Genomic DNA, 12,231 nt, shown 5'->3' with positions numbered 1-12,231 from the left:
CACCGCGTCCACGTCCACTTCTATGGCGTCGCGCAGATAGCGGTCGATCAGCACCGGCGAGCTGCCGGAAACCACCACGGCTTCGCGGATATAGGTCTCCAGCTGCGCCAGCGTGTCGACGATTTCCATGGCGCGACCGCCCAGCACGTAGGACGGGCGCATCAGCACCGGGTAACCGATGGTCTCCGCCACGCGCACAGCTTCCTCGGCCGAACGCGCGATGCCGTTGTCCGGCTGCTTCAGACCGAGTTCGGTGATCAGCGCGGCGAAACGCTCGCGGTCTTCGGCGAGATCGATGCTGTCCGGGCTGGTGCCCAGGATCGGAATGCCGGCATCTTGTAACGCCTGCGCCAGTTTGAGTGGGGTCTGCCCGCCCAGCTGCACGATCACGCCCACCAGTTCGCCGTTCTGCATTTCGGTGTGGAGGATTTCCAGCACGTCCTCGGCGGTGAGCGGCTCGAAATAGAGCCGGTCCGACGTGTCATAATCGGTGGAGACGGTTTCCGGGTTGCAGTTGACCATGATGGTTTCATAGCCCGCGTCATCGAGCGCAAAGCAGGCGTGGCAGCAGCAATAATCAAACTCGATGCCCTGGCCGATGCGGTTGGGGCCGCCACCCAGGATGACGATCTTCTTTCGGTCGGTCGGGTTGCTCTCGCAGTCCGGTTCGCCAAAGCTGGGGGCTTCGTAGCTGGAGTACATATACGGCGTTTTCGCCGCAAATTCGGCGGCACAGGTATCGATGCGCTTGAACACCGGTCGCACGTTCAGGGCGCGGCGGGCGCGCAACACGTCGGCTTCCGTGGTGCCGGCCAGCTTGGCCAACCGCGCATCGGAAAAGCCCAGCGATTTCAGATGGCGGAAGGCAGCGGCCGTGGTGGGCAGGCCATTCGCCTTCACCTTGGCTTCCTCCTCCACCAGTTCCAGCATCTGGCGCAGGAACCAGGGTTCGAACTTGGCGATCTGGTGGATGCGCTCCACACTCATGCCGGCGCGCAGGGCGTCAGCCGCCACCAGCAGGCGATCCGGCGTCGGGCGGCTTAGCGCGGCTTCGATTTCCTCGATGCTGGCACCCTTCAGTGCATCCACCTCGTCAAAGCCGGTCAGGCCGGTTTCCAGGCCACGCAGCGCCTTCTGCACGCTTTCCTGCCAGTTGCGGCCGATTGCCATCACTTCACCGACCGACTTCATCGCGGTACCGAGCAGCGGCGCGGCGCCCTTGAACTTTTCAAAGGCAAAACGCGGAATCTTGGTGACGATATAATCGATGGTCGGCTCGAACGAGGCCGGCGTGGCACCGGTGATATCGTTCATGATCTCGTCCAGCGTGTAGCCCACTGCAAGCAATGCTGCGACCTTGGCGATCGGGAAGCCAGTGGCCTTCGATGCCAGCGCCGATGATCGCGACACGCGCGGGTTCATCTCGATGACGACCAGGCGGCCATCCTTGGGGTTCACCGCATATTGCACGTTGGAACCGCCGGTTTCGACGCCGATCTCGCGCAGCACCGCGATGCTGGCGTTGCGCATGATCTGATATTCCTTGTCGGTCAGCGTCAGCGCCGGCGCGATGGTGATGCTGTCCCCGGTGTGGACGCCCATCGGATCGATATTCTCGATCGAGCAGACGATGATGGCATTGTCCGCCTTGTCGCGGACCACCTCCATCTCATACTCCTTCCAGCCCAGCACGCTTTCTTCCACCAGCACTTCGGTGGTTGGGCTGGCATCAAGCCCGCCAGTGACGATGTGGATGAATTCCTCGCGGTTATAGGCAATGCCGCCGCCGGTGCCGCCCATGGTGAAGCTGGGGCGGATGATGGACGGCAGGCCGACCTCTTCCAGCGCGGCCAGTGCCTCCTCAACGGTGTGGGCAATGCGGCTCTTCGGCGATTCCAGGCCGATCTTGTCCATCGCGTCGCGGAATTTCAGCCGATCCTCGGCCTTGTCGATGGCTTCGGCATCGGCGCCGATCAGTTGGACATTGTATTTTTCCAGCGTGCCATCCTTGGCCAGCGCCAGCGCGGTATTGAGCGCGGTCTGGCCGCCCATGGTGGGCAGGACGGCATCCGGCCGCTCCTTTTCAATGATACGCGCGACGATCTCGGGCGTGATTGGCTCCACGTAAGTCGCGTCCGCCAGCTCCGGATCGGTCATGATCGTCGCCGGGTTGGAATTGACCAGTATGATGCGATAGCCTTCCGCCTTCAGCGCCTTCACCGCCTGCGTGCCCGAATAATCGAACTCGCAGGCCTGGCCGATGATGATCGGGCCGGCGCCAATGATCAGGATGGATTTGATGTCGGTGCGTTTGGGCATCAGAGGCTCCGGGTCGAGGCGAGAGAGCCGACAAACTTCTCGAACAGATACTGGCTGTCCTGCGGGCCGGGGCTGGCTTCGGGGTGATATTGCACGCTGAACGCCGGGCGGTCGGTCAGTTCCAGGCCAGCCAGCGTGCCGTCGAACAGCGAGATGTGGGTGGGCCGCGCCGTCGCCGGCAGGGTTTCGGTGTCCACGGCGAAGCCGTGGTTCATCGAGGTGATCTCGACCCGGCCATCAGACAATCGCTTCACCGGGTGGTTGGCGCCGCGGTGGCCCTGGGTCATCTTCAGCGTCTTGGCGCCCACCGCGAGGCCGAGCAACTGGTGGCCAAGGCAGATGCCGAACAATGGGAGCCCGGCGTTCAAGATCTTCTGGATGGTCGGCACCGCATGCACGCCGGTGGCGGCCGGATCGCCGGGGCCGTTGGAGAGGAAGATGCCCGCCGGCTTCAGCGACATGATCTCGTCAAACGTCGCTGTGGCCGGCACCACCGTCACGCGCGCGCCGGCGGCGACGAGGTTGCGCAGGATGTTGCGCTTCATGCCATAATCAATGGCCACCACGTGCGGGCCATCGGGATTGCCGCTGTGCACGGCATAGCCGCCGGCCAGCGTCCACAATCCATCATCCCAAGCATAATTCTGGGTGGCGCTGATCACGCTGGCGAGGTCCATCCCCTCAAGGCCCGGCCACGCCTTGGCCTGGCTCAGCAGCTTCTTCACGTCGAACTGGCCGGCCTTGTTATGGGCGATCACACCGTTGGGGGCGCCGCCTTCGCGGATGCGCTTGGTGAGCGCGCGGGTATCGACGCCGCTAATGCCGATGCGGCCCCACGCTTTCATCCAGTCGTCAAAGCGGCGCTGTGACCGGAAGTTGGCGGCCGCCGTGACGGGTTCGCGCACCACGCAGCCCAGCGCATGCGGGTTGGCGGATTCGATATCCTCGTTGTTGGCGCCCACGTTGCCGATGTGCGGGAAGGTGAAGGTGATGATCTGCCCGGCATAGCTGGGGTCGCTCATCACTTCCTGATAGCCGGTCATCGCGGTGTTGAAGCAGACTTCGCCCACCGCCACGCCTTCGGCACCGAAACCATGGCCCCAGATGACGCTGCCATCGGCCAGAACCAATACCCCCGTCGCGCCTTTGGGTTGGGCGGGCGCAGGGGCGGCGGCCATGGGCAATTTCCTTCAGGTTGCGGGCAAACGGCGGGGGACCTAGGGGTGTAGTGCCACGGCGTCAATCTATTAATTGAACGCCTGAGACGCTATCGAGCCCCAAAGATCAATCGGCATTTTTCACCACCGGAGATTCCCATGCTGCGCGACGCCATCCAGACCGCCACCACCCAGGCCATGAAGGCCCGCGACAGCGCCCGGCTCGGCGCCCTGCGCCTGATCAATGCCGCCTTGAAGAACAAGGATATCGAGCTGCGCACCGGCACCGCGCCGGCCGACGATGACGTGCTGGTGGTCGACGTGCTGATGAAAATGGCCAAGCAGCGCCGCGAATCGATCGAGATGTATGTGGCCGGCAACCGCGCCGAACTGGCCGATGCCGAACGCGCCGAACTGGGCGTGATTGAAAGCTTCCTGCCCAAGCAGATGGACGACGCCGAAGCGCTGGCGGCGATCAAGGCCGTTGTCGCCGAAATCGGCGCCACCAGCGTCAAGGACATGGGCCGCGTGATGGCTGCCGTGAAGGAGCGTTTCGCCGGCAAGCTGGACATGAGCAAGGCCAGCGGGCTGGTGAAGGCCGCGCTGGGTTGAGCCTCTCCCCCACCTTCCTCGATGAATTGCGCGCCCGTGTTCCGGCTTCGGGCGTCATCGGGCGGCGCGTGAAGCTGACCCGGGCGGGGCGGGAGATGAAGGGCTGCTGCCCCTTCCACAATGAGAAATCCCCCAGTTTCTACGTCAACGACGAAAAGGGCTTCTATCACTGCTTCGGCTGCGGTGCGCACGGCGATGTGATCCGCTTCATGACTGACAACATGGGCCTGCCGTTCATGGAGGCGGTGAAGCAATTGGCCGCCGAAGCCGGGCTGGAAGTGCCCGCCCCCTCCCCTGAAGCGCGGGCGAAGGCCGAAGTGGCGGACAGCTTGGCCAAACTCACCAGCAGGGCCGCCGCCTGGTTCCAGGCGCAGCTGGCCGGTGAAGGCGGGGCCGGTGCGCGTGCCTATATCGAGCGGCGTGGATTGCGCCCGGCTACGGTGAAGGCGTTCGCGCTGGGCTATTCCCACGATTCGCGCACCGCGCTGCGCGGCCATCTGAAGGACGCGACCGCCGACAAGCTGCTGGAAGCCGGCCTGATCGGCAAGACCGATGAGGGCGACACCTACGACCGCTTCCGTGGCCGGCTGATGTTCCCGATCCGCGACGCACGCGGACGGGTGGTCGGCTTTGGCGGCCGCGCGCTGGGCGATGTGCAGCCCAAATACTTGAACTCCGCCGATGGCCCACTCTTCGACAAGGGGCGGCTGCTCTACAATCTGGATCAGGCCGGGCCGGCGGCACGCAAGTCGAACCGGCTGATCGTGGTGGAAGGCTATATGGATGTGATCGGCCTCGCCCAGGCCGGCATCACCGAAGCCGTCGCGCCGCTGGGCACCGCAATGACCGAAACCCAGCTCATGCTGGCGTGGCGGCTGGTCGATGTGCCGGTGCTGTGTTTCGATGGCGATGCGGCCGGCATGCGCGCCGCCACCCGTGCCGCCATGCGGGCACTGCCGCTGCTGAAGCCCGGCAAATCGCTGCGCATCGCGACCCTGCCGCAAGGCCAGGACCCGGATGATCTCTGCCGCACCGGCGGCGCTGCCGCCTTCGAAGCCGTGCTGGCGGCGGCCGTGCCGCTGATCGATCACATCTGGGCCACCGAAACCGCCGGGCTGGAACAGGCGACGCCGGAACGCCGCGCCCAGGCTCGCCTGCACCTGCGCGAAGCTGCCGCCGGCATCGCCGATCCCGATGTGCGTTCCTTGTATCAGGCAGAGTTCAACCAGCGCTTCGAAGCCGCCTTCATGGCCCGGCCGCAGCGGGCACCCTGGCAGCCGCGCAAGCCCGGTGAAAAGTGGCAGCCGCCCATCCCTGGTGTTTCGCCTGCCCTGAAAGCGATGGTGGCACGCGGCCATGATCCGGTGATGGAGGCCGTGCTGGCCGGTCTGCTGTTGCGGCCCGGTCTGGCCGATGCCCATCACGATTCGCTGGCGGCGCTGCGGCCTGCCGATGCTGGTGATGCCGCCGTGCTTGGCGCCGTGCTGGCGATGACGGCAGCGGACCACAGTCTTGAAAGCGCCCAGCTGCTTGCCCATCTTGCAGACATCGGGCTTGCAGCCGAGGCGGATCGCATCCGGCGCGGCAACGGCCTCAGGTTGAGTTTCACCCGTGCCGAAACCCCGGCGGGCGTCGCGAACGCGGATTTTGCCATGACGCTGGCCCAGGCCACGGCCCGGGCCGGACTGGTCGAGGCACTGGCCGAGGCCACCATCCGCTTCCAGTCCAGCATGGATGAAGCGGACTGGGCCGCGCAGCAGGAACGGCGGCAGGAGATCGAGGCATTGGACGCGGCGATGATGGCACTGGCGGAATCGCGGCGGGAAGGCTAAGAGGCGCGGTATAATATGCGTGCAGCTGCAGCCTGCCCCGCCAGAGGTTCTCCTCAAGCGGGCGGGCTTTTGCACGTTACTGATGGGTTTAACGCCGGGTTCTCCGGCACAGGCAAGGACGCAGAATCGGATGGCCAAGACGGTCGCGAACGACGCCACGGATGCCAAGACGGATGGCGATGCTCCGCTCATTGATCTCAACGAAGCCTCGGTCAAGAAGCTGATCGCCCGTGCCAAGAAGCGCGGCTACATCACCTATGACGAGATCAACGAGGCGCTGCCGCAGGATCAGATGACCAGCGAGCAGATCGAGGACGTGATGTCCGCGATCAACGAGATGGGCATCAACGTCGTCGAAAACGAAGACACCACCGAAGACGCCGATACGCCCGAAGAGGAAGAGCCCGAAGCCGAACCGGTGGATGGCGATCTGTCCCCGGCGCCGGTTGCCGTGGTCAAGGCGCCGCTGGATCGCACCGACGATCCGGTGCGCATGTATCTGCGCGAAATGGGCGCCGTTGAGCTTCTGAGCCGTGAAGGCGAAATCGCCATCGCCAAGCGCATCGAAGCCGGCCGCAACACCATGATCGCCGGCCTGTGCGAAAGCCCGATGACGTTCCAGGCCATCATCGAATGGTCGAATGCCTTGAACGAAGGTCGCATGCAGCTGCGCGAGATCCTCGATCTCGAAGCCATGTTGGCCAAGGTGCCGGGTGAAGACGGCGAAGAGGTCGAGGAAGGCGGCGACCTGCCCACCGTACAGTTCAAGGAAGATGAAGAGCCGGAAGTCGAAACGCCGCCGGCCGACGAGGAAGACGAGTTCACCGAACGTCGCGCCCAGCAGCGCGCCGCCGAAGCCGAAGAAGATGACGAAGGCGGGCTGTCACTCGGCCAGATGGAAGAGCAGCTGAAGCCCGCTGCGCTGGAAAAATTTGCTGAAATCACCAGCACCTACAAGAAGTTCCACAAGCTGCAGGAAGCCCGGCTGTCGTCGCTGCACGGCGGCCCGACCTTTGCCAATGGTGATGAGAAGAAATACCAGAAGCTGCGCGAGGAGCTGACGCGCGGCGTGCAATCGATCCATTTCAACAACAACAAGATCGAACTGCTGGTCGAAGCGCTCTACACGCAGAACAAGCGGCTGATGGCGCAGGGCAGCAACATGATGCGCCTGGCGGACAAGCACAAGATCGTCCGCAAGAGCTTCCTCGATGAATATGTTGGCAACGAGCTGACCGAAGGCTGGCTCGACCGCGTGGCCACCATCGACAAGAAGTGGGCTGCCTTTGCCGCCGCCGAAATCGCGTCCATTGATCAGAACCGCCGCGAACTGGCCGGCATTGCCGAAACCACCGGCGTGGACCTGGGCGAGTTCCGCCGCATCGTGAACATGGTGCAGAAGGGCGAACGCGAAGCCCGCATCGCCAAGAAGGAAATGGTCGAAGCCAACCTGCGCCTCGTCATTTCCATTGCCAAGAAATACACCAACCGCGGCCTGCAATTCCTTGATCTCATTCAGGAAGGCAATATCGGCCTGATGAAGGCCGTGGACAAGTTCGAGTATCGCCGCGGCTACAAGTTCAGCACCTATGCCACGTGGTGGATCCGCCAGGCCATCACGCGCAGCATCGCCGACCAGGCCCGCACCATCCGCATTCCGGTGCACATGATCGAAACGATCAACAAGCTGGTGCGCACCAGCCGGCAGATCCTGCACGAAATCGGCCGCGAGCCGACTCCGGAGGAACTGGCCGAGCGGCTTTCGATGCCGCTCGAAAAAGTCCGCAAGGTGATGAAGATCGCCAAGGAGCCGATCTCCCTCGAAACGCCGATCGGCGACGAGGAAGACAGCCACCTGGGCGATTTCATCGAAGACAAGAACGCCGTCATCCCGGTGGATGCTGCCATTCACAGCAACCTGAAGGAAACGGTGACGCGCGTGCTGGCCAGCCTGACCCCGCGTGAAGAGCGTGTGCTGCGCATGCGCTTCGGCATCGGCATGAACACCGATCACACGCTGGAAGAAGTCGGCCAGCAGTTTAGCGTGACGCGCGAGCGCATCCGCCAGATCGAAGCCAAGGCGCTGCGCAAGCTGAAGCACCCATCGCGCAGCCGCAAGATGCGCAGCTTCCTCGACGTTTGAGGCTGCCCTTCGGCCGGAATTGATACAGGCGGTTGCCAAGCGCAGCCGCCTGCATCACGTTTGGGCCATGATGATCCGTTCCGCTGCTGCCCTTTCCGCCTTCCTGCTGTGCACGTCGGCGGCTCCCGCCCCTTCCCCGGCCAATCTCGCGCTGGCCGCAGCGCTGGCCGCCAACATGTGCGGGCAAGGTGAAGGCACAGGCACGGCCACAAAGGCGAGCATCGTGCTGGTGCCCGGCCTGACGCCGGCCCATATCGCGGTTTCCGATGTGCAGGGCGCGCAGGCTTTCTTCGATCAGGGCCTCGGCCAGTTGTGGGGCTTTGATTATGACGAGGCGCTGAAGAGCTTCCGCGAAGCCCGTCGGCTCGATCCTGGCTGCGCCATGTGCAGCTGGGGCGAGGCGCTGGCATTGGGCCCCTACATCAACAGCGGGCCGATCGCGGCCGAAACCATTGCACAGGCCCGGGCGCTGACCACGCAGGCACTGGGCAGCAACCGGCTTTCCGAGCGCGACCGCGCCTTGATGGAAGCTGTGCACGCCCGCCATGCCCCAGGCGGCGGCAAGGATGGCGTTCACGGCGATCTCTATGCCGATACGATGATCGCACTGGCCCAGCGCTGGCCGGATGATGATCTGGTCGCCATCCTTGCCGCCGAAGCCATCATGACCAGCCAGCCTTGGGATTACTGGGAAGCCGGCGGCAAGGTTCCGAAGGCTCGGGCCGGCACGGCGCTGGCGCTGGTGGACAAGATTCTTGCCCGCACCCCCGATCAGCCCCAGGCCATCCACCTGCTCATCCACCTCACCGAAGCCAGCGCCAATCCGGCCAAGGCGGCCGGCCCGGCAGCGCGGCTGGGCGGCCTTGCCCCCGGCGCACCGCACATGGTGCACATGCCCAGCCACACCTGGTATCGCATCGGCCGCTTTGAAGATGCCATCGCCGCCAACAAGAGCGCCATCGCCGCCGACGAAGCCTATGCCCGCGCGGTCGGCGCCGAACCGGAATATTATGGCTATTTCAACCACCACACGCATTTCCTCGCGTCGGCTGCCGTGCAGATCGGCGACAAGGCGACCGCGCTGGCGGCCGCTGCCGGGCTGGAAGCCGCGATTGATTCAGCCGATGTGGCCCGCTCCCCCTGGCTGGAAATGCGGCTCGTCACCGCCTTGCACACGCGCGCGCATTTCCTGTCGCCAGCCGAAATCCTGGCCCTGCCCCGTCCCGACAAGCGCCTGCGCCGGCTCGGCATCGCCTGGCATGGCCTGCGCGCCGAAGCATTGGCCCAGAGCGGCAACCCCGATGGCGCGGACGGTGAACTGAAGGCGCTGCGGCAGGCCCGCGATGGCCTGGAAACGCCACGCCGTGGCCGGCGGGGCGGAGGGGCCCTGGAATTTGCCGCTATCGCCGATGCCGTGGCCCGCGGCCGCATCGCCACCGCGCGCGGCGACGTAGCAGGCGCGCTCAGGGCATATGCCGCCGCTGAGGCCATCGAGGCCAACCTGCCCTATGCCGAACCGCCGCTGTGGCCGCTGCCAATCTCGGTGCTCTCGGGCCAATTGCGCGCCGCGCAGGGAGATCGCGCCGGTGCGGCCGCCGATTTCCGCCGCGCCCTGGCCCAGCGCCCAGGTCTGCGCCTCGCCAGTGACGGGCTGACTGCAGCAAACGGCGCTTGATCCGGAGCAGGCGCGGCCGTTGTTTCGTTCATCAAACCGCAACAGGTGATGCTGCATTGCAACGCTGCTGCGGCATTTGACGCGGTGACAGCCGCATCGGCCAGACGCCGCTTGTGGCACATTGTCGCGCTGGGTTACGGAAGGGCCAATGAAGACGGGTCTTACTCTGCTTGTCCTGCCAGTGCTGGCCAGCTTGCTGTTGGCTGCAGCGCCCGCCGATGAACTGCGGCTGGAACCATTGCGCGAAGCGATCATCTCGGACGCCCGCACCGCCGATCCGGCCAGCATCGCCTTTGATCGCACCACCACGGCGGTCCGTCGCGGCCCTGGCATCAAGGAAAAGACCGTCACCGTCGAACGTTGGGACGGCAAGCGCTGGTCGCTGCTCAGCGTCAACGGCAAGACCCCCAGTGCCAATCATCTGAAGACATTCCGGAAGGCCACCGCGGCCAACCCGGTGCCCGGCTATTACCGCATGGCGTCGCTTCTGGCGGCCGCGTCGAATGTCACGGTGGACAGTGACGGGCGCAAGACGCTCACAATCCCGGTGCTGCCGGCCGGCACCGTGCGCACCGACACCGGCGACATTTCCAGCCACCTGTCTGGCGAAGCGGTGATCGCCAGCAACGACGGCAAGCCCTATGTCGCCCGTCTGAAGGTGCGCGCCCGCGAGAATTTCAAGCTGAACCTGCTGATCAAGGTGACCAATTTCGAACAGATCAGCGATTATCGCCTCGGCCCCGATGGCCGTCCTCGCCTGGCCAGCCAATCGGCCGACAGCAAGGGCAGCATGTTCGGCTTCGTCGGCGGCCAGACCGACGAAGTCGTCTACGCCTACCGCTGATCAGCGCTGATCAGCGCTTCTGGGGATCGGGCGCCTTGTACTGGTTGCCCAACGCCGCTTCGATGTCCGCCACCTTCAAGGCACGGGCTTCCTGGGCGGCAAACAGCGGATCTGCTGGCGTCACATATTCCACTATGCCCAACCGGCCGTTCAGCCCCACCCGCGCCGTGCCCGGCAGCACGAAGTTGAACAGCACGGCAAAGCGATCCTGACCCTTGGCCTTGGTCGCGCGGGCGGCGGCAACCAGCAGCGCTTCCGTCGTGGTGTCCAGCGCGGCGGGACGCACAGCGGTGATACCGGTGGCCGCGCCATCGCGCACCGGCTTGGGCTGCATGGTCTTGGCGGTGGGCAGCATCGCCTTGCCCAACTCCTGCGCCTCGCCCGGATCTTCCCAGCGCGGCAGCATCGTCACCATCAGGCCCAGCACGCCCTTGCCGGTCAGGCCGTCGCGCGCCACCTTGGTGGCATCGGCGCGGATCTTGGCCGGGTCCACCCCCGACGCCGTGCCCGGCCCCGCCTTGGCTTGCACATTGGCGATGATCTGGGCGGTGAGCGAGGCGGGCGACAGCCAGCGCGGACGGCCGGCCAGAAAGCCCTTGGCCTCTTCCAGCTGGCCCTTGTTCAGCGCCACCTGCGCCTTGGCCAGTTGCACCAGCTCATCAGCCCGCGCGACCTGTTGCGCGGCGGTTTGCGCCGCCTGATCGGTACCGCCAGCCTTGGCCGCCAGTTCATCGATATCCTGCCCCACCCGCGCCAGCGTCGCTTCCGCACCCGCCGTATCGCCGGCCAGCGCCTGCACGGCGGCCTGCCGCGCCAGCGTGACGACGCCGGGCTTCTGCAACATCGCCACCAGCGTTTTCATGCTGGCCGCCGCCCCGGCCCATTCGCCGGCACCTTCCTGGTGCTGGCTGTGCCGCACACCGGCCTGCAACCGCCACAACCGGTCCAGCAACAGCCGCTCATCCGCCGTGATCTCCGGCGTCAGCGCCATGATGCGCAGTGCTTCCTCGGTCAGGAAGGTGGCATTGGGACGGGCGTTGGCCGCAGCCGCCGACAGGCGTTCGGCTTCGGCCTGGTTGTTCTGCGACAGCCGGGCCAATGCCTCCAGCACCAGCGTGGACGGCCCGATATTGCGATCGAAATGGGCGCGCACCAGCGGTGTCAGTTCCACGCCGCGGGCGGCCCTCGCATCGGCGATGGCGTCGTCGAAACGGCCCATCTCGAACTGGCGCACACCGCGCATCAACATCACTTCGGCGCGGCGTACCGGGTTGCCGGTGGTGCGGCTGTCAGTCAGCGCTTCGGTGCAGGCGGCGATCCCCTTTTCGCCAGCCTCGGGGGCCGACGGCTTGTCCGCCTCGGCGCTGCCAAACAGGCCCAGCGTGCCCAGCACGACCAGACCGCGGCCGAGTTGCTCGCCGGGCGTTTGCCGCCGGCCATAGCCATCGCATTTCAGCAGCGCCGAGGGTTCGGCAAGTGCCGGCGCAGCGGCCAGCAACAGCGCCCCGGCAATCCCGAGACGAACAGCACGCGAAATGAAATACCCCCCGTATAGACCCTGTTCTTGTGACTTGCGGCGTTATGGCACTGGCCTTCCCTTGGCACAATGACAGGATTGCACTGTCGCCGCTGCGACTTTAGCTGTGGTG

Annotated in this window: 8 protein-coding genes; 5 read left to right on the top strand and 3 right to left on the bottom strand. The window is 65.3% G+C overall.

Going from position 1 to position 12,231, the window contains the following annotated elements; all coding sequences use genetic code 11:
* Both carB and carA read right to left on the bottom strand, forming a co-directional pair.
* Nucleotides 1–2,319: carbamoyl-phosphate synthase large subunit (carB, locus tag RT662_RS09360; RefSeq protein ID WP_313670449.1), on the bottom strand; the 2,319-nt coding region annotated here is incomplete at its 3' end.
* Entirely contained in the window at nt 2,319–3,497 is a 1,179-nt protein-coding gene (gene carA / locus RT662_RS09355) for a glutamine-hydrolyzing carbamoyl-phosphate synthase small subunit (protein ID WP_273461697.1), read from the bottom strand. The genes carB and carA, both read right to left, overlap by 1 nt.
* 138 nt (nt 3,498–3,635) lie before the next feature.
* Here carA and RT662_RS09350 point away from each other — a divergent pair, with 138 nt between their 5' ends.
* The 5 genes from RT662_RS09350 to RT662_RS09330 all read left to right on the top strand — a co-directional run bounded on the left by RT662_RS09350 (nt 3,636) and on the right by RT662_RS09330 (nt 10,582).
* Nucleotides 3,636–4,088, top strand: coding sequence for a GatB/YqeY domain-containing protein (locus RT662_RS09350; protein WP_313670448.1), 453 nt, complete (start codon nt 3,636–3,638; stop codon nt 4,086–4,088).
* Complete coding sequence (dnaG, locus tag RT662_RS09345; protein ID WP_313670447.1) at nt 4,085–5,920, top strand: DNA primase; 1,836 nt, start codon at nt 4,085–4,087, stop codon at nt 5,918–5,920. The genes RT662_RS09350 and dnaG overlap by 4 nt, the downstream gene beginning before the upstream one ends.
* Nucleotides 5,921–6,050: 130 nt before the next feature.
* Nucleotides 6,051–8,063, top strand: a complete 2,013-nt coding sequence (gene rpoD, locus RT662_RS09340) for an RNA polymerase sigma factor RpoD (RefSeq protein WP_313670446.1) — start codon at nt 6,051–6,053, stop codon at nt 8,061–8,063.
* 67 nt (nt 8,064–8,130) lie between these two features.
* Complete coding sequence (locus RT662_RS09335; RefSeq protein ID WP_313670445.1) at nt 8,131–9,738, top strand: hypothetical protein; 1,608 nt, start codon at nt 8,131–8,133, stop codon at nt 9,736–9,738.
* 148 nt (nt 9,739–9,886) lie between these two features.
* Nucleotides 9,887–10,582, top strand: a complete 696-nt coding sequence (locus tag RT662_RS09330; protein ID WP_313670444.1) for a hypothetical protein — start codon at nt 9,887–9,889, stop codon at nt 10,580–10,582.
* Between the two features lie 10 nt (nt 10,583–10,592).
* On the opposite strand, the gene RT662_RS09325 is transcribed toward RT662_RS09330, so the two are convergent.
* Entirely contained in the window at nt 10,593–12,080 is a 1,488-nt protein-coding gene (locus RT662_RS09325; RefSeq protein WP_313670443.1) for a hypothetical protein, read from the bottom strand.
* Between the last annotated feature and the right edge of the window lie 151 nt (nt 12,081–12,231).

It is taken from the genome of Sandarakinorhabdus sp., assembly GCF_032115815.1.
Classification (GTDB): domain Bacteria; phylum Pseudomonadota; class Alphaproteobacteria; order Sphingomonadales; family Sphingomonadaceae; genus Sandarakinorhabdus.
Note: the sequence above shows the minus strand (reverse complement) of the source record. Positions and strands in the feature narration are given on the sequence as shown.